The following is an 18,688-nucleotide window of genomic DNA, read 5'->3' as shown; positions in this document are numbered from 1 at the left end:
GCGGGCCCGCACCGGGCTCCGCGCTCGGCCTCACCCGTCCTCGCGCGGCACCGGCCTCACCCCCGCCCCGTCCTCGTGCGGCTCCGCCCTCACCCCCGCCCCGTCCTCGCGCGGCACCGGCCGCCGCGCGGTGTCGCTGATCCGGACCAGGATCCCGACCAGCGCCCAGTTCGCGGCCACCGACGAGCCGCCGTACGCGACGAACGGCAGCGTCATGCCGGTCAGCGGGATGAGCCCCAGGACACCGCCCGCCACCACGAACACCTGGAGCGCGAACGCGGCGGAGAGCCCGCCGGCGAGCAGCTTGCCGAACGGGTCGCGGGTGGCCAGGGCGGTCCGCATGCCGCGCTCCACGACGAGCGCGTACAGCAGCAGCACCGCCACCAGCCCGGCCATCCCCAGCTCCTCGCCGACCGTGGCGAGGATGAAGTCGGAGTTCGCGGCGAAGCCGATCAGGTCGGAGTCGCCCCGCCCGAGGCCGGTGCCGGCCAGGCCGCCGGAGCCGAACGCCCACAGCGCCTGCATGGACTGCTCGGAGTGGCCGGGCAGTCCCTGCCGGCCCTTGAGGTACTCGCCCATGGGGTGCAGCCACGCCCGCACCCGCTGCCGGACGTGGGGCTCGAAGGAGCCGACGCCCGCCGCGCCGGCCGCCGCCATCAGCAGGCCGCAGACGATCCAGCTCATGCGCTCGGTGGCCGTGTACAGCATCACCACGAACAGGCCGAAGAACAGCAGCGAGGTGCCGAGGTCGGTCTCGAAGACCAGGATCAGCACCGACAGCGCCCACACCGCCAGGATCGGTCCCAGGTCCCGGGCACGCGGCAGCGGCAGCCCGGCGAGCCGGCGGCCGGCCGACGCCAGCGCGTCCCGCTTCGCCACCAGGTAGCCCGCGAAGAAGACGGCGATCACGATCTTCGCGAACTCGGCGGGCTGCATGCTGTGGCCGGCCAGGGCGATCCAGATCCGGGCGCCGTGCACCTCCGACCCGAGGCCCGGCACCAGCGGCAGGAGCAGCAGCACCAGCGCGACGGCCATCGAGCGGTAGGTGTACCGCTGGAGGGTGCGGTGATCCCGCAGCACCACGAGCACCGCGCCGAACAGCACCATCCCCAGCGCGGAGTACAGCAGTTGGCGCGGCGCGGCCACCTCGAAACCGGCGGAGAAGCGCAGGCGCGGCGACTGGTCCAGCCGCCAGACGAGGACCAGCCCGAGGCCGTTGAGCAGGGTCGCGATCGGCAGCAGCAGCGGGTCCGCGTGCCGGGCGAACCGGCGCACCACCAGATGCCCCAGTCCCGCGAGCAGCCCGAGGCCGAGGGCGGGTGCCCACAGACCGGCGGGCACCTCGCCGTGCAGCGCCAGGCCGGTCTCGGCGTACGCGTAGACCGGCACCGCGACCGCGAGGACCAGCAGCGCCAGCTCGGTGTTGCGGCGGTCGGGCACGCCCGGGGCGCGGCTGAACGGCACACGGCCGAACGCGACGCGGCCGAACGGGACGCGGAGGCGGCGGCCGAAGCGGTGGACGGGCCCGCCTCGGCACCGCGACCCGCCGCCGGGGAGGACGGGCAGCCCCTCCGGGCGGGTGCCCTCACCGCGGGCGCCCTCACCGCGGGCGCCCTCACCGCGGGCGACGGCACCGTCGGCGGCGCCCCCAGCTCTCCGCATGAGCTCCCCCGGCTCGTGACGACCCTCCGGTGGCCGGAACGGCCGCAACGCACGCAAGGCTAGCGTTTCCGCGCACGCGCGGGCGGTGTGACGGCGCAGCCGGCTGCGCGCGCGTCAACCGGCACGCCACGGGTACTCCGGGCGGACGGCGGCCCCACGGAGACCGCCGGGCACGCGACCGCGGCGGGCGGTCAGCGCAGCCCGAGCCTCTTCATGAAGGCGGGGTCCAGCGCGCCGGCGTGGCGGCGGAACGACGGGAGCGGGACGTCCCTCAACTCGCCGGTCTCCAGGTAGCTCTGCCGGTCCGCCGCGTCGTCGACCGTGCCCGCGGGCAGCGCCAGCACACCGGGGAGGCCGGCGTGGTGCTTCGTGGTGATCTTGGCGACCCGGACGAAGTCGCCGCGGACGGACAGCACCAGGCAGGGCCGGTCCTTCGCGCCGGGGCCGTCCTCGAAGGGCACCTCCGCCCACCACACCTCGCCCCTGCGGGGGCGCCGCCCACCGGTCCGGCCGCCCCGTCCCGGGTGCGGCGCCCGGGTGCGGCCCGGTCCGGTGCCCGCCCGCGGCCGCGGGGACGGCGGCTGCCGGCGGGAGCGCCGAGGGGGCCGGCGCGACCGGGCCCGCCCGTCGACCAGCGCCGCGACCAGTGCCAGCGCCGCCACCGCGAGCACGGCCGCCCACATCCCACCGCTCATCCCCGGTTCCGCCTCTCCTCGCGTTCGCTGCCGATTCCCCGAGTCTCCCCCACCCCGCCCGGCCGGTCCTCCACCGACCGCGCGATGCGCCGTCACATGGCGGACAGGCACGCGCGGGCGGCGGAGACGGCCTGGGCGGCGTAGCCGGGGCCGAAGAGGACCGTGTGGACGAGGAGGGGGAAGAGCTGGTGGAGGGGCACGCGGGCGCGCCAGCCGGGGGCGAGCGGGGCGGCCTCGTCGTAGGCGCGCAGCACGCGCTCCAGGTGGGGGCAGCCGAAGAGCCGCAGCATCGCGAGGTCGGTCTCGCGGTGGCCGCCGTGCGCGGCCGGGTCGATCAGCCGGACGTCGCCGTCGGCGCCCCACAGGACGTTGCCGTTCCACAGGTCGCCGTGCAGCCGCGCCGGGGGCTCGGCCGGCCCGGCGAGTGCGGGCAGCCGGTCGCAGACGCGCTCCACCACCGCGGCCTCGGCGGGCCGCACGGTGCCGTGGTCGACGGCGATCCGGAGGTAGGGCAGCACGCGGTGTTCGGCGTACCAGCGGGGCCAGTCGGGGCCGGTCGCGTTGCGCATCGGGGCGCCGCCGATGGACGCGTCCTCGGGCCCGCCGGGCGGGGGCGCGCCGAACGCGGGGGCGCCGGCGGCGTGCAGCGCCGCGAGGTCGCGCCCGAACCGCTCGGCCGCGCCGGCGTCCGCGGGGCCGGTCGGCACCAGGTCGACGACGATCCAGGACTCGTCGGCGCCCCGTACCGCCGGGACGCGCACCGTGCCCGCGGCGGCCAGCCAGCGCAGCCCGGCCGCCTCGGCGCGCGCCGCGCCGGGGCGGTCGGCGCGCTTGGCCACCACCACGGTGCCGTCGCCCAGGCGGAGTTCGGCGGGCGCGCCCGACCGCCCGGCCACCACCGCCGCCGGCTGCCCGGTCAGCCGGGCCGCGGCGGCCGGGGCCGGCTCGGTGGCGCCGCTCACGCGTCGAGCGCGTCGAGGCGCTCGCGCACCCAGGCGAGCAGGCCGGGCGTGGCCGCCTCGACCATCCCCAGCACCTCGTCGAACCCGTCTGGACCGCCGTAATACGGGTCGGGCACGTCGAGGTCGCCGCCGGCCGCCGCCGGGTCGAACGACCGCAGCATCCGCACCCGGGAGGGCTCGCCCACGAGCTTGCGCAGGGCCTTCTCATGGCCGCGGTCCATCGCCAGGAACAGGTCGGCGTCCAGGTGCTCGGCACCCACCTGCGCGGCGACGTGGTCCACGGGGTAGCCGTGCCGCTCCAGCACCTCCCCGGCGCGCGGGTCGATCGGCTCGCCGGCGTGCCAGGGGCCGATGCCCGCGCTGGTGACCCGCACCTGCCCGGCGAGGCCCTCCCGGCGCAGGTGTTCGGCGACCACGAGCGCGGCGGACGGCGACCGGCAGATGTTCCCGCTGCAGACGAAGCACAGATGCACGGCCCCACCCTACGACCCGGGCAGGCCGCTCGGGGCGGCCCCGAACCGCGCGGACCGGTACGCCCCCGGCCGCCCCGGACCGGGCGGAAACCGGGCCGCCCCGCCGCGGACCGGTGCGCCCCGGCCGCCCGGCGCGGGCGGAACCGGTGCGCCCGGCCCGGTTCAGCGCAGCGTCACCTCCAGCGTGGCGCCGTAGGCGTGACGGGTGGCGGCCTCGATCCGGGTGGCGCCGCGGGAACGGGTGACGCGCACCCCGTCCGCCGGGGACACCGCCCGCAGCCGGCGCCCGCGCAGCAGCACCGTGACCGTGTCCCGCGCGGTGGTCGGGTCGGCGACGCCGACGGTGGTGGTGCCGTCGCCGTGCTCGCGCACCAGCACGGAGGCGGGGCCGTCGACCTCCAGCCCGCCGGTCCGGTGCGGCCCGGCGGCGAAGGCGTTCGCGGCCGTGATGCCCAGCCCCGCGTGGCGGACGGCCTGGAGGGCGGTCGAGTTGGCGAGGACCGCCAGCGGCCCGCGCGGGCCCGCGGGGCCGGGCCGCCCGTACCCGCGCAGCGCGTCCTCCGTCGCGCCCGGCACGAGAGCGTACGCGAAGGAGGCGGGTCCGGCGCCGGCCGGCTGGTCGCAGCCGACCGAGAAGACCTGCTTGGTGACGGCGGTGTCGGGGTTGGCCGTGCGGATCGCGCGCCGGCTGCGTGTCACGCTCTCCAGGCCCACCCGTACCCGCGGCGGCCGGTCGCGGCCGGGGCCGGGGCCGGGGCCGTCCAGCAGGACGTAGCCGATCGCGGTGCCCTGCCCGGGGTCGGCGTAGCGCAGCCAGGCGAGCGGGGCGGTGCCCGGACCGGTGAACGGCGTGCCGTCGCGCAGTGCTCCGGTGGCGGTGACCGCGTCCCCGGGGGCGGCGATCCGGGTGTCGAAGGTCGTGGTCACCGCGCGGCCGGCGCCGTCGCCGACGCCGGCGGCGAGCACCACGACCTCGTCGTCGAACAGGTACCAGGACTTGGTGGCGCGCGCGTCGCGGTACGTGACGAAGTCCGCGGGCAGCAGGCCGGCCCGTGCGGCGGCGCGGGCGGCGTCGTCGGACAGCACCATGCCGCAGGTGCCGTACGCGCCCGAACACGCGCCTCCGGAGTGGGGGTTGGTGGACAGCGGGAAGTACACGTAGGTGTTCTGCGACTCGGACGACGAGGTGAACCCGGCGGCCGGGTTGTCGTACCAGGCCGTGCCGTACAGCTCCGGTACGGTCCGGCGGGTCTCGACCGGCGCGGTCACTCCGGCCAGCGCGTAGGGCGACACGGCGGTGAAGTGGTCGACGCCGAACGCCTGCCGCTGGTCCTGGCCGGACAGGTAGAGGTAGTGCGCGCCCGCGCCCTGGAACCAGGGCATCAGGTTCTCGCCGCTCATGTACTCGTAGCCGCTGATCCGGGTGGAGCTGCGGGCGAGGGTGAACGCCCAGCCGGGGCGGCGGTGCACGACGCGGTCCATCGCGGCGAACGCGGAGTGCTGGGCGGGCGCGTTGAGGTCGGCGGCGGGCACCGAGGCGTCGGCGAGGATGTCGGCGTAGCGGGCGACACTGACCGGCGAGACGAACGACACCGGGTCGACCGGCGCCCGCGACTCCTGCCGGACGAACTTCACGTAGCCGGCGAGGGCGGTCGCGTCCGCTCCGGCGGCGTGGGCCGACAGGTCCGCCACGGACTCCACGACGGCGCCGACGTCGGCGTAGCCGGTGGTGGTGCGGGAGACCGCGCGGCCCTTGACCGCCTCCATCATCCAGCCCTCGAAGACGAGCGGCGCGAAGCTGCGCGTCACCCAGCCTCGTGCCGCCCCCACCAGGTCCACGGCCGCCGGGTAGCCGGTGCCGTCCAGGAGTTTGACGGTCTGCACGATCCGGGTGAGCAACCCGGTGCCGTAGGAGCCGGTGTAGGCGACGGAGGCGTGCTGGAGGTAGGACCCGTCGGCGTAGAAGCCGTCGGTGACGCCGTGCCGCAGGGCGTAGGGGTCGATGGTGGCGAGCACCGTCGACTGGTCCGCGACCGCCTTGGTGATCCGGGCGTCGTCGTCGAGGAGGGCGCCCTGCATGATCCGGTCGGTGGTGATGTCCGCGAGGTTGGCGCCGGTGTGGAAGCGGGAGTCGAGGTCGACGTCGCCGTCCTTCCCGTTGCGCAGGTAGCCGTCCATGGTGGCGACGTAGGTCGCGGCCAGTTCGGGCCGGGAGGCGGCGGCGGTGTCCTTCAGGAGGACCAGGGTCTTGGTGGCGTACTGCGGGATCGCGATCTCCCAGTTGAACCAGTTGCCGTAGTAACCGCTCTCCTGGTCGCCGAAGAAGCGGTCGTGGAGCCACTGGAGGCCGTCCACGACGCGCTGCCGGAGGGCGGGGTCGCCGGTGAGGTCGGACGCGCCGCCGGGCACGCGGGTGGCCAGCGCGATCTCGTACAGGTACTGGTAGCAGGAGGTGAGGGCGGTGTCGCTGGTGCCCAGGGCGAGGCCGGCGAACAGCTCGCCGCTGCCCGCCGCGTCCATCGCGGCCAGCCGGGTCCGGGCGGTCGCGGCCATCGCGGCGAGCTTGGCGGCGGTCTCGGGACGGGCGTTGGACCGGTCGGTGCCCGCGAACACGGCCACGGTGTTGGCCAGGACGGTCGCGCGGTCGGCGGGGGTGCCGGCCGGGACGGGCGCGGGCGCGGCTGCCGGGGGCACGCCGGCGGCCCCGGCACGGGACGGCCGCGCCGCGGCGGGCAGGGCGGTCGCGGGCAGCGCGGCGATCAGGGTACGGCGGGAGATCTGCACGGCGGACCCTCCAGGGGCCGGACGACGGAAAGCGCTTGCCGCATTCAAGCAACGCCCGCCCCTCCTGTCACCAGGATGCGCGGGAGCCCTCGGGGCCGTCCGCCGGGCCGGTTCGGCGCGGGGTGACGCGACGGCTCCGACGGTACGTCGGGCGAGGTCGGCCGGGGCGCTCACACGTGCGGGGTCTGCGCGACGGCGTGCGCGGCGGTCCAGCGGTCGACGCGCTCCCACTGGGTGAGCAGCCAGTCGCTGCGGGCCTCCTCGCTCCGGGGGATCTCGGCAGCCGGTATCCGCCACCAGTGCGCCCGTACGACGCGTTCGAGCGGGAGCGAGGACCAGGCGGTGCGCGGGGAGTCGATCACGTCGAGCCCCGCGTGGGTGACGAAGACGACGTCCGCGGTGGGGGCCGCGGCCAGGGCGGCCAGCGCGCCACCGTCGCGCGGCGGCAGCACGTAGTGCAGCCGGGACGCCCGGGCCGCGCGCCGGTACAGGCCGCGGCGCCGCAGCATCTCGATCCCGCGGCGGTGGCGGCGCGGGGTGAAGTTGCCGCCCTCGGGGAAGAGCACGAGCGCGTCGCCGGGGCCCAGCCCCGCCGCGAGGCGGGCGATGCCGTCGACGGCCGTGCCCGAGGCGGGCGGCACGAAGCAGTGCGGCACCCGGCCGAGCAGCACGTCCAGGCAGGGGTCCACCCGCAGCGTCCGCTTCAGCACGGTGTGCGGACGCAACCCGGCCTCGGTGAGCAGGATCTGGAGCAGCAGGAAGGAGTCCCCCAGCCCGGCGTGCCGGACCAGCACGATCAACGGCACCCGGCCCGTCCGGTCCGGCCCGCTCCCGTCCGGGCGGTCCCCGAGGGGGCCGGCCGTCGGCACGGCGCCCTCCCGGGCGGCCGAGCCCGGCGCGGCGCCGTCCGGCAGGTCGGCCGAGTCGGCAACGTCCGCCACCGGTGCGACGGCACCGGGCGGAGCACCCACCGGCGCGGCAGCCTCGGCCGGAGCACCCACCGGTGCGGCGCCGCCCGGTGCGACGGCTCCCGGCAAGACCGGTCCGGGCGGCAGGCCCCCGCCCCCGGCCGCACCGGACGGAGCACCGAGCGGCGGGCCGTCACCGGCCGGAGCGCCCGCCCACCGGGCCTCCCCGCCCTCCGGCCCGAGGCCTTCCCGCCTCAAGCCTTCCCGCCCGAAGCCCTCCGGCGCGGGGGAGGCCGGCGCGTCCTGCCCCGGCACAGCAGCGCCCCGCGCGTCCGCCGGCGCGTCCGTCGGCGCGTCCGCGTCCGCCGCGGACCGGACCGCCGGTCGCGGGACGACGCGCCCGGCGGGGAGCGGCGGGGTGATCTCGACCCGCACGCGGAAGACGTGGGCGGCGGCGCGGCGGAGCAGGGCCAGCAGGCCGGCGAGGGCGCGGAACGCGCTGTCCTGGCGCCGGCGCCGGGCGGCGGGCCCCGGGGACGGGTCGCGCAGGAACAGCGCGGCCGCCACCAGCAGTCCGGCCAGGTCCGCGAGCAGGTACAGGAGCGCGAAGCCCGTGACCCGGGTCTGCCGCCACGGCCCGCGCGTGGCGACGGAGACGGGCGCGCCGAGGACCGTCACGGCCACCAGCAGGGCTGCCGTCGCCGGGACGAGCGCGACCACGAGCGCGATGGTCGCCACCCGCCGGGCCAGCGTCAGCGCCGACGCCAGCGGCAGGAGGACGGCCGGCGCGGAAGGGGAGGCGGCGTCTGCCGGTCCGGAGGGCCCGGACGGCTCCGACGGAGGGCCCGGGCGGCCCGGTGACGGGGACCTGGGCGCGGGCACCGTCACGCGTCCCCACCGCCCTTCGCCGCGAGCGCGGTGTCGAGGTAGCGCGAGGTAGCCGCGTAGGCGCGCTCGATGCGTTCGGCAGTCTGTCCGAACGCGGCGCGGTGGCGCAGTTGGCGCAGCGCGCCGCCCGTCTCGTCGCGGGTGGACGCGCTGGGCAGCACGTGCACGGTGACGTGCGGCGGCAGGTCGGCCATGTCCCGGGCGAAGCGGTGCCTGCGGGCGATCTCGAAGGCGACCGTGGCCACTTCCCACGGCAGCCGGGGCGGGGCGAGCGCGTGCTCGATCCGCCCGACCTGGAGCACGAAGACCTCGCGGGCGCCGAGCGCGACCGCGCGGCCGACCGGGATGCTGTTGACGAGCCCGCCGTCCACGAAGTGCGCCTCGCCCAGCCGGACCGGCGGCAACAGCCCCGGCACCGAGCAGGACGCGAGCACCGCGTCGACCAGCGGCCCGTCCGCGAACCAGTGTTCGGCCGCGTCCTCGATCCGCGCGGCGACGCACTGGAACGGCACGGCCAGCTCCTCGATCCGGGTGACCGGGAGGTGGGTGCGCAGCAACGACCGCAGCGGGGCGGACGCGTAGAGGTGGGTGCCGCTGCGGACCACCGTCGACAGCCGTCCCACCAGCGAACCCGTGAAGACCCCCGCCCGGCCCAGCCCGGTCCACAGCTCCTCCAGCCGCTCCACCGACGCCTGCGACGGGTCCGCCGCGACGGCCGCGCCGTTGATGGCCCCCACCGAGGTGCCCAGCACCATGTCGGGGGTCAGCCCGGCCGCGAACAGCGCCTTGAGCATGCCCACTTCGTGGGCGCCCAGCGCCCCGCCGCCGCCGAGCACGAACGCCCGCCCGCCCTCGTCTTCCGCACCGCCGCCCATGCCTCAGCGCGTGCCCCGCGCCGCCACCCCCAATCCCCGGCCCGGCGACGCCGATCCCCCGGGCCCTCCCGCACGCCCGCCGGACCGCCCCGGCCCACCCGCCGACCGACCACCGACCACCGACCGCCCACCGCTGCCGACCCCGGTCCCGCGGCCCGGCCCACCCGCCGCTGCGACCCGGACCGGCCCACCGCCGCCGCCCCGGTCCCGCGCGCCGCCCCGCCCTCCGGTCAGTCCCCGCGCACCCGGGCGTGCAGGTGCATGTCGTGCCAGCCGTCCGCGTGCAGTGCCGCCTTGCGGCGCACGCCCTCCTGCGCGAAGCCGGTCCTCAGAGCCACCCGGCAGGACGCCGCGTTGGCGGCCGAGTGCGCCAGTTCGAGCCGGTGGAAGCCGCCGTCCCCCAGGGCCCAGGCGGCGAGCGCGAGCACCGCGCCGGAGCAGACGCCGGTGCCGCGCGCCGCCGGTGCCGTCCAGTAGGCGACCTCCGCCGTCGCGTCGGGCAGCGCGAACGCCTTCAACGCGACCCGTCCCAGCAGCGCGTCGGTCACCGCGTCGACCACCGCCCAGTGGCCGCCGGTCTCGGCGGCCCAGCAGCCGCGCCACCGCTCGATCCACTCCCCCGCCTCCGCGACGGAGTCGGACCTGCGCACGTGCCAGCGCTGGATTCCGGCGTCCTGGTAGGCGGCGTGGACGGCCGGCGCGTCGTCCGGGTGCCAGGGCCGGAGCGACCGGCCACCAGCCGCTGGCAGCACCGGCTGACCGGTCGAGCCGAGGACGCCGGCGGCCATCGCGGGAGAGGACAGGGAAGGCATGCGCGCATTCTCCCCGTCCGCGGCGGGCCGCCCCTCCCCCGCGGCCGAGTCCGCCCTGGTTCTCAACTACCGTGTCCCAGATCGCCCTTGAGGACCTGAGTCGTTTCAAAAGTGCACAGAATAACGGCGCGGGCCGGGCTCCGCAATGGGGCGTACCGGCACGATTCGGAGAAGATGCCGGACCCGCCGCCCGGCCCGCCGCCGCAGCCTCGGCGGCGCCACCGTATACGACCCGCGGCGCCCGGCCGGGAGGCCGCCCCGACCAGGGCCGTCGACCGCGGCGAACAGCCGTTTCCGGTCGTACGCCCCGCGCGGACGGCCGGGCTCGGCGGCGGCGCGGGGCCGCCCGGGAGCGCTCCGGCGGCGCCCGGCGCGGGCCCCTCCGACGGCCCCGCCGGGGCGACGCGCCCACCAGCACTCTTCCCCGCCGGTGAATATTACGTGCGGGACCCTAGACGTCGGGTGACGCAGGACATAGTCTCGCGTCGTTCACCATGGTGAAACGTTCCAATTTACCGGTGGCCCGACGTTCGGACGGAGGGCACGACGAGTCCCGGACGGCGTTCCGGGGAGGGGGTGGGCACACATGTGGCGAGCCCGCCGCGGAAGCGCACCACACCAAGACGAGGACCTGGCACGATGAAAGATCCCGTAGGCAAGGACCCGCTCCTGGTCCTCGAGCAGGCCACGAAGCGCTTCGGCGCCGTGCGCGCGCTCGAGGACGGGTCGGTCACCCTCTACCCAGGCGAGGCACACGCCCTGTTGGGCGAGAACGGCGCGGGCAAGTCCACGCTCGTGAAGATCCTCGCCGGCGTACACCAGCCCGACAGCGGCCGGCTGCTGATCGACGGCACCCCGGTCGTGCTGTCCGGGCCCGCGGCCTCCCGCGCCGCCGGGGTGTCGATCATCTACCAGGAGCCCACCCTCTTCCCCGACCTCACCGTCGCGGAGAACATCTTCATGGGCCGTCAGCCGCGGCGCGCGGGCCGCCGGATCGACCGGACCGCGATGAACAAGGCGGCCGTGGCGGTCTTCGAGCGGCTGGGCGTGCAGCTTGACCCGCAGCGGCAGGCCCGCGGCCTGTCCGTCGCCGACCAGCAGATCGTCGAGATCGCCAAGGCGCTGTCGCTGGACGCCAAGGTGCTGGTCATGGACGAGCCGACCGCCGCCCTGACCTCGGTGGAGGTGGAGCGCCTCTTCGACGTGATGCGCACGCTGCGCGAGCAGGGCGCCGCGGTGCTGTTCATCTCGCACCGGATCGAGGAGGTGCTGGCGAGCTGCCAGCGCGTCACCATCATGCGCGACGGACGGTTCGTGAGCACCGCGCCGATCGAGGAGGTGACCGCCGACTCCATCATCCGGTCGATGGTCGGCCGGGAGTTGGGCGCGCTCTTCCCGAAGACGCACACCGACCCGGGCGAGACCGTGCTGGAGGTCGAACACCTCACCCGTGAGGGCGTCTTCCACGACGTGAGCCTCACCGTGCGCAGGGGCGAGATCGTGGGGCTGGCCGGGCTGGTCGGCGCCGGCCGCAGCGAGGTGGCCCGCGCCGTCTTCGGCATCGACCGGTGGACGTCGGGCACGGTCAAGGTGAACGGCCGGCGGCTGCGCAACGGCGTCCCGGCCGACGCGATGGCCGCCGGCGTGGCGCTGGTCCCCGAGGACCGCCGCCAGCAGGGCCTGGTGATGGACATGGGCATCGACCGGAACGTCGCGCTCGCCTCGCTGGCGCGGCTGGGCCGGCTCGGCCTGATCCGGCGCGGATCCGAGCGCGAGCTGGCCTCGAACTGGGCGGAGCGCCTGCAGTTGAAGTTCGGCCGGATGAAGAACCCGGTCTCCACCCTGTCGGGCGGCAATCAGCAGAAGGTGGTGCTGGGCAAGTGGCTGGCCCGCGACCCCTCCCTGCTGATCATCGACGAACCGACCCGAGGAATCGACGTCGGGACCAAGGCCGAGGTGCACCGCATCCTCGACGGCCTGGTGGCCGGCGGGATGGCGGTACTGATGATCTCCTCCGAACTGCCCGAGGTGCTGGGCATGGCCGACCGGGTGCTGGTCCTGCACGAGGGCCGGATCACCGCGGAGCTGAGCCGCGCCGAGGCCGACGAGGACTCGATCATGCGCGCCGCCACGGGTTACGCGGCGGTGGCGTCATGACCGCACAGCTCACCGCGCCCGCCCCGGCGCCCGACACCCAGCGCTTCGCCCGCGGGGCCGCGCTGCTGCGGGCCCGGGAACTGGGCATCGGCGTCGCGATCGTGCTGGTCTTCGTCGCCACCACGATCAGCAACCACGCCTTCGCCAACGCGCACAGCGTCCAGCAGTTGCTGACCGGCGCCTCCCTGATCGCGCTGCTCGGCGTCGGCGAGACCATGGTCATCGTCACCCGCAACGTCGACCTGTCGGTCGGCTCGGTGGTCGGCCTGTCCGCCTACGTCGTCGGCGACGTCTTCAAGCACCACTCCGGGTTCCCGGTGCTGCTCGGCTACCTGCTGGGCATCGCGGTCGGCGTCCTGGTCGGCTCGATCAACGGCCTGATCACGGTCGTGACGCGGGTGCCGAGCCTGGTGGTGACGCTCGCGATGCTCTACATCGTCCGCGGTGTGGACGGGGTGATCGTGGACGGCAAGACGATCGACCCGGCCGCGATCCCCAAGTCCTTCACCGAGGTGGGGTACCGCACCTTCCTCGGGGTGCCGTGGCTGGCCATCATCGTTGCGGTGGTGGTCGCGGTCGTCGGCTACGCGATGCGCTCCTTCCGGGCCAGCCGCGACCTGTACGCGATCGGCTCCAACCCGGAGGCGGCCGCGCTGGCCGGTATCCCCGCCGGGCGACGAGTGTTCAGCGCGTTCGTGATCAGCGGAGCGCTCGCCGGCCTCGCCGGATCGCTGTTCCTCGCCCTGCACGCCCAGATCGACGTCACCGGCGGCAACGGCTACGAGCTGACCGTGGTCTCCGCGGTCGTGGTCGGCGGCGTGGCCATCTTCGGCGGCAGCGGCACCGTGCTGGGCGCCGCCCTCGGCGCGCTGCTGCTCAACACGATCAACCAGGCGCTGGTCGCCGCCAAGATCTCGTCCTTCTGGAACGAGGCGATCGCCGGCGGCCTGCTGCTGGCGGCCATCGCCTTCGACCGCTGGCTGGGCCTGCGGGTGGCCCGCAGCCTCCAGTCCGCACAGGGAGCCCACCGTGACGCCTGACAGCACCACCACCACCAAGCCGCCGGCCACCGCCTCCTACCAGGGCGTCGACGACGGCGGGCAGCCGCTCTGGCGCGGCCTGGTGCGCTGGGAGACCGCGCTGGTGTTCGTCCTGATCGCGGTGCTGATCTTCGGCTCCGCGCAGTCCTCGGACTTCCTGAACGGCTCCAACTTCTTCTACATCAGCCTGAACATGGGCGAGATCGCCATCATGGCGCTGCCGCTGACGCTGATCGTGATGACCGGCGAGATCGACCTGTCGGTGGCCTCGATGCTCGGCCTGTCCGGCACCGTGATGGGCTCGCTCTTCCACGACGGATGGTCGGTGTGGGCCGCGATGGCCGCGGCGCTGGCGGTCGGCGCGGCCGGCGGCGCGCTCAACGGACTGCTCGTGGCCAAGATGGGCCTGCCGTCGATCGCGGTGACCATCGGCACCCTGACGCTCTTCCGCGGCCTCTCCGAGATCGTGCTCGCGCCGCGCACCATCACCGGATTCCCGATCTCGCTGACCAAGATCGGCGTGATGCCGGTGCAGGGCACGCAGATCGCCTGGTCCGCGCTGATCTTCCTGGTGCTGGCGGTGGTCTTCGGCGTGGTCCTGCACGCCACGTCGATGGGCCGCTCCATCGTGGCGATCGGCCTCCAGCCGGAGGCCGCCCGCTTCTCCGGGGTGCGGGTGGACCGGATCAAGTTCGGGCTCTACGTGGTCTCCGGCCTGTTCTGCGCCCTCGCCGGGATCCTGTTCACCCTGAAGAACTCCTCCGTCAGCTACGACGCCGGCACCGGACTCGAACTCAACGTGGTGGCCATCGTGCTGCTCGGCGGGGTGTCGATCTTCGGCGGCCGGGGCACCGTGATCGGCGTGGTGCTCGCGGTGGCCATCGTCGGCTGCCTCCAGCAGGCGCTGACCCAGATGGGTGTCCAGCCGGAGGTGCAGAACATCGTCACCGGCGCGCTGCTGCTGGTGAGCGTCGTCGTGCCGAACGGCGGCGAGCTGCTGCGCCGGGCCAGGGCCCGCACCAGGCGCGGGGCGGTGCCGGCCGCCTGACGGCCCGTCCCTCCCCCCGCGTCACGTCCGTCCCGCGGTCCCGCACCGCACCTCCTTCGCCGGCACCGGCGGCGCCGGCCGTCTTGTCCAGTCCAGTCCACTGAAGAAAGACACTCACGTGACCATCAGCAGAACGGCGCGTCGCAGGGCGACCGCGATCCTCTCCCTCTCCGTGGCCGGCCTCGTGCTCGCGGCGTGCGGCTCCTCCTCCAACGCCGGCGCCGACCCGACCGGCAAACCGACCGCGACCGGCGTCAAGAAGGGCCTGACGGTCTACTTCATCCCGAAGGACACCCAGAACCCCTACGAGGTGCTCGCCGACGCCGGCGGCAAGAAGGCCCTGGAGGAGCTGGGCGGCAAGGTCGTGGTCAGCAGCGGCACCGCCGACACCGCGGCCGCCCAGATCCCCTCGATCCAGACCGCGATCCAGAAGCACGCCGACGCGATCGTGATCGCCGGCAACGACCCGTCCGCGCTGTGCCCGTCGCTCAACCAGGCCGCGGCCGCCGGGATCAAGATCGTCTCGTTCGACTCCGACATCTCCTGCGGCACCAGCCCGAACCACCTGTTCATCAACCAGGCGGACACCCAGGTCATCGGCACCTCCGAGGTGGACCTGCTGGCCAAGCAGATCGGCAGCACCGGGCAGGTCGCGATCCTGTCCGCGGCGGCCAGCGCGACCAACCAGAACGCCTGGATCAAGTACATGAAGCAGCAGCTCACCAAGTACCCGAACATGAAGCTGGTCAGCACCGTCTACGGCAACGACGACCCGGCCACCTCGCTGACGGTGCTCCAGGGCCTGCTGTCGGCGTACCCGAACCTCAAGGGCATCATCTCGCCGACCACCGTGGGCATCTCGACCGCGGCGCAGTACCTGTCCAACCACAAGGACGTGGCGAAGAAGGTCACGCTCACCGGGCTCGGGCTGCCCTCGCAGATGAAGTCCTACGTCAAGGACGGCACCGTGAAGTCCTTCGAGCTGTGGGACCCCAACAAGCTGGGCTACCTCGCCGGCTACGCGGCCGCGTCGCTCGCGTCCGGCAGCGCCAGCCTCCAGGCCGGTTCCACCTTCAAGGCGGGCACGCTCGGCTCCTACAAGGTGCTCGGCTCGGCCGGCGGGGTCGGCCCGTCGGTGGTGCTCGGCCCGCCGACCGTCTTCGACTCCACCAACGTCGACAAGTTCGACTTCTGAGGCCGCGGGGCGACCGGCCGGCCCCACCGCGGGGCCGGCCGGCGCCGGCGGCACCCGGGACGCCCCACGGCACCCGGTGAGCACGAGGGAACGACGAACGGATGAACCGCTACTGCTTCCTGCTGCGGGTCAGGCCCGACCGGCTCGGCGAGTACCGCGAGCGGCACGCGCACGTCTGGCCGGACATGCTGCGCGCCCTGGCCGCGGCGGGCTGGCGCAACTACTCGATCTTCGCCGCCGACGACGGTCTGCTCGTGGGCTACGTCGAGGCCGACGACCTCGCCGCCGCCCAGGCCGCGATGGCCCGCACCGACGTCAACGCGCGCTGGCAGGCCGAGATGGCCCCCTTCTTCACCGGCCTGGACGGGCAGCGCCCGGACGAGGGGTTCCTGCTGCTCCGGGAGATCTTCAACCTCGACGACCAACTGCACGCATCCGAAGGGGGAACCGGCCGATGACCACGACGTTCGACACCTCCCGGCCCGACGAGCCGGCCCGGCCGCCGGGCGCGGCGCCGCCGCCCGGCCTGCACCGCATCACCGCCCGGCGCACCAGGGTGGGCCTGGTGGCCGGCGGGCTCGGTGCCTACTGGCCGCAGTTCCCCGACCTGCTCCCCCAGCTCCAGCGCTCCGCCGACCGGGTGTCGGAGCGGGTGCGGGCGCTGGACTGCGACGTCGTGGACGCCGGCTTCGTCTCCGACGCGCAGGACGCCGCACGCGCCGCCGAGACGCTGCGGGTGGCCGGCTGCGACATCATCGTCGGCTTCCTGACCACCTACATGACCGCCTCGATGCTGGTGCCGATCGCGCAGCGCAGCGGAGCGCCGGTGCTGCTGATCAACCTCCAGCCCACCGAGGCGATGGACCACGCGTCCTTCGACACCGGCCAGTGGCTGGCGTACTGCGGGGCCTGCCCGCTGCCGGAGATGGCCAACGCCTTCCTGCGCTGCGGCATCGACTTCCGCTCGGTGTCCGGCTACCTGGAGGACGAGCGGGCCTGGGCCCGGATCGGCCGGTGGATCCGGGCGGCCGGGGTGCGCGGCGCGCTGCGGCACGGCCGGCACGGCCTGATGGGGCACCTCTACCCGGGCATGCTCGACGTGTCCACCGACCTCACCCTGGTCCCGGCGAACTTCGGCGGCCACATGGAAGTACTGGAGTTCGACGACCTGCGGGTGCGGGTCGCCGCCGTCACCGACGCCCAGGTGGAGGAGCGGATCGCGCTGGCCCGGGAGGTCTTCGACCTGGACCCCACCGTCCAGGAGGAGGACTTCCGCTGGGCGGCGAAGGTGTCGGTCGGCCTCGACCGGCTGGTGGACGACTTCGCGCTGGACAGCCTCGCCTACTACCACCGCGGCCTGGAGGGCGAGCAGCACGAGCGGCTCGGCGCCGGCATGATCCTCGGCGCGTCCCTGCTGACCGCCCGCGGGGTGCCCACCACCGGCGAGTACGAACTGCGCACCTCGCTCGCCATGCTCGTGGTGGACCGGCTCGGCGGCGGGGGCTCGTTCACCGAGCTGCAGGCGCTGAACTTCCGCGACAACGTGGTGGAGATGGGCCACGACGGCCCGGCCCACCTGGCGATCAGCCGGCGCCGCCCGCTGCTGCGCGGCCTGGGCGTCTACCACGGCAAGCGCGGCTGGGGGGTGTCCGTCGAGTTCGACGTGGCGCACGGCCCGGTCACCACGTTCGGCATCGCCCAGCAGCGCGACGGAGCCTTCCGGTTCGTCGCGTCCGCCGGCGAGGTGGTCCCCGGCCCGCTGCTGGAGATCGGCAACACCACCTCGCGGGTCGACTTCGGCTGCGACCCGGGCGAGTGGACGGACGCCTGGAGCGCCACGGGCATCTCGCACCACTGGGCGCTGGGCGTCGGCGACCTGCTGCCGCACCTGCGGGCGACCGCCGACCTGCTCGGCGTCGAGCTGACCGAGGTCGCGCTCGCCGGCCCCCGTACGAACCGTCAGGAACTCTCAGCACTGGAAAGCAGGTCCGCCCATGGCCGGTCGTGAGGCAGCCAAGAACGTTCTGCGCGCGCAGCGCATCGAGTTGCCGTCGTGGGCGTTCGGCAACTCCGGCACCAGGTTCAAGGTCTTCGCCCAGCAGGGCGTGCCCAGGGACCCGTTCGAGAAGGTCGCCGACGCCGCCCAGGTGCACGCGTTCACCGGGGTCGCCCCGACCGTCGCCCTGCACATCCCCTGGGACGAGGTCGAGGACTACGGCGCGCTGGGCCGCGCCGCGGCCGACGCCGGGATCACCCTGGGCACGGTGAACGCGAACGTCTTCCAGGACGACGACTACAAGCTCGGCAGTGTCACCAACCCCGACCCGGCCGTGCGGCGCAAGGCGCTGGACCACCTCTTCGCGTGCATCGACGTGATGGACCGGACCGGTTCGCGCGACCTGAAGCTGTGGTTCTCCGACGGCACCAACTACCCCGGCCAGGACGACATCCGCGCCCGGCAGGACCGGCTGGCGGAGGCGCTGGAGGCGGTGTACGCGCGGCTGTCGGCCGACCAGCGGCTGATCCTGGAGTACAAGCTGTTCGAGCCGGCCTTCTACACCACCGACGTGCCGGACTGGGGCACCTCCTACGCGCACTGCCTGCGGCTGGGCGAGCGGGCGCAGGTGTGCGTCGACACCGGCCACCACGCGCCGGGCACCAACATCGAGTTCATCGTGGCGTTCCTGCTGCGCGAGGGGAAGCTCGGCGCGTTCGACTTCAACTCGCGCTTCTACGCCGACGACGACCTCATCGTGGGCGCCGCCGACCCCTTCCAGCTCTTCCGCATCCTCTTCGAGGTCAAGCAGGCCGGCGGGCTGGCAGCGGACTCCGGGATCGCCTTCATGCTCGACCAGTGCCACAACATCGAGCCGAAGATCCCCGGCCAGATCCGCTCGGTGATGAACGTCCAGGAGGCCACCGCGAAGGCGCTGCTGGTCGACACCGAGGCGCTGTCGGCGGCCCAGGCGGCCGGTGACGTGCTGGGGGCCAACGGCGTCCTGATGGACGCCTTCAACACCGACGTGCGGCCGCTGCTCGCCGAGTTGCGCGAGGAGATGGGGCTCGACCCGGACCCGATGGCCGCGTACGCGCGCTCCGGCTACGCCGAGCGGATCGTCGCCGACCGGGTCGGCGGCAACCAGGCCGGCTGGGGCGCCTGACCGCCCGCGCCGCGCGCACCAACAGCCC

15 protein-coding genes are annotated in these 18,688 nt (G+C 74.8%); 7 read left to right on the top strand and 8 right to left on the bottom strand.

Annotated elements, in window-relative coordinates:
- Positions 1-30: 30 nt before the first annotated feature.
- From RVR_RS32085 to RVR_RS32050, 8 genes are all read right to left on the bottom strand, one after another.
- On the bottom strand, positions 31-1,662 hold the full coding sequence (locus RVR_RS32085) for an FtsW/RodA/SpoVE family cell cycle protein (RefSeq protein ID WP_202237395.1): 1,632 nt from the start codon (positions 1,660-1,662) through the stop codon (positions 31-33).
- A gap of 191 nt (positions 1,663-1,853) precedes the next feature.
- A complete protein-coding gene (locus RVR_RS32080; protein ID WP_202237393.1) occupies positions 1,854-2,357 on the bottom strand; it encodes a type II toxin-antitoxin system PemK/MazF family toxin in 504 nt (167 codons plus the stop codon).
- Between the two features lie 92 nt (positions 2,358-2,449).
- Entirely contained in the window at positions 2,450-3,319 is an 870-nt protein-coding gene (locus RVR_RS32075; RefSeq protein WP_202237391.1) for a fructosamine kinase family protein, read from the bottom strand.
- On the bottom strand, positions 3,316-3,792 hold the full coding sequence (locus RVR_RS32070) for a low molecular weight protein-tyrosine-phosphatase (RefSeq protein WP_202237389.1): 477 nt from the start codon (positions 3,790-3,792) through the stop codon (positions 3,316-3,318). The genes RVR_RS32075 and RVR_RS32070 overlap by 4 nt, the downstream gene beginning before the upstream one ends.
- 162 nt (positions 3,793-3,954) lie before the next feature.
- On the bottom strand, positions 3,955-6,576 hold the full coding sequence (locus RVR_RS32065) for a polysaccharide lyase family 8 super-sandwich domain-containing protein (protein ID WP_202237388.1): 2,622 nt from the start codon (positions 6,574-6,576) through the stop codon (positions 3,955-3,957).
- A gap of 170 nt (positions 6,577-6,746) precedes the next feature.
- Complete coding sequence (locus RVR_RS32060; protein ID WP_237405085.1) at positions 6,747-8,222, bottom strand: lysophospholipid acyltransferase family protein; 1,476 nt, start codon at positions 8,220-8,222, stop codon at positions 6,747-6,749.
- Between the two features lie 146 nt (positions 8,223-8,368).
- Entirely contained in the window at positions 8,369-9,247 is an 879-nt protein-coding gene (locus RVR_RS32055; RefSeq protein WP_202237387.1) for a patatin-like phospholipase family protein, read from the bottom strand.
- A gap of 230 nt (positions 9,248-9,477) precedes the next feature.
- On the bottom strand, positions 9,478-10,059 hold the full coding sequence (locus tag RVR_RS32050; protein ID WP_202237386.1) for a GNAT family N-acetyltransferase: 582 nt from the start codon (positions 10,057-10,059) through the stop codon (positions 9,478-9,480).
- Positions 10,060-10,698: 639 nt separating this feature from the next.
- On the opposite strand from RVR_RS32050, the gene RVR_RS32045 reads away from it, so the two are divergent.
- The 7 genes from RVR_RS32045 to rhaI all read left to right on the top strand — a co-directional run bounded on the left by RVR_RS32045 (position 10,699) and on the right by rhaI (position 18,660).
- Positions 10,699-12,216, top strand: a complete 1,518-nt coding sequence (locus tag RVR_RS32045; RefSeq protein WP_202237385.1) for a sugar ABC transporter ATP-binding protein — start codon at positions 10,699-10,701, stop codon at positions 12,214-12,216.
- Positions 12,213-13,256, top strand: coding sequence for an ABC transporter permease (locus RVR_RS32040; protein ID WP_202237384.1), 1,044 nt, complete (start codon positions 12,213-12,215; stop codon positions 13,254-13,256). Before RVR_RS32045 ends, RVR_RS32040 begins: the two co-directional genes overlap by 4 nt.
- Entirely contained in the window at positions 13,246-14,304 is a 1,059-nt protein-coding gene (locus tag RVR_RS32035) for an ABC transporter permease (RefSeq protein WP_202237383.1), read from the top strand. The genes RVR_RS32040 and RVR_RS32035 overlap by 11 nt, the downstream gene beginning before the upstream one ends.
- A 124-nt stretch (positions 14,305-14,428) precedes the next feature.
- Entirely contained in the window at positions 14,429-15,499 is a 1,071-nt protein-coding gene (locus RVR_RS32030; protein ID WP_202239482.1) for a substrate-binding domain-containing protein, read from the top strand.
- 101 nt (positions 15,500-15,600) lie between these two features.
- A complete protein-coding gene (locus RVR_RS32025; protein ID WP_202237382.1) occupies positions 15,601-15,957 on the top strand; it encodes an L-rhamnose mutarotase in 357 nt (118 codons plus the stop codon).
- Positions 15,954-17,507: an L-fucose/L-arabinose isomerase family protein gene (locus RVR_RS32020; RefSeq protein WP_202237381.1), complete on the top strand. Its 1,554-nt coding sequence runs from the start codon at positions 15,954-15,956 to the stop codon at positions 17,505-17,507. The genes RVR_RS32025 and RVR_RS32020 overlap by 4 nt, the downstream gene beginning before the upstream one ends.
- Positions 17,494-18,660, top strand: a complete 1,167-nt coding sequence (gene rhaI, locus RVR_RS32015; protein WP_202237380.1) for an L-rhamnose isomerase — start codon at positions 17,494-17,496, stop codon at positions 18,658-18,660. The genes RVR_RS32020 and rhaI overlap by 14 nt, the downstream gene beginning before the upstream one ends.
- The last annotated feature ends 28 nt before the right edge of the window (positions 18,661-18,688 follow it).

It is taken from the genome of Streptomyces sp. SN-593 (assembly GCF_016756395.1).
In the GTDB taxonomy this organism is placed as follows: Bacteria; Actinomycetota; Actinomycetes; order Streptomycetales; family Streptomycetaceae; genus Actinacidiphila; species Actinacidiphila reveromycinica.
This window is presented reverse-complemented; position numbering and strand designations above follow the sequence as displayed.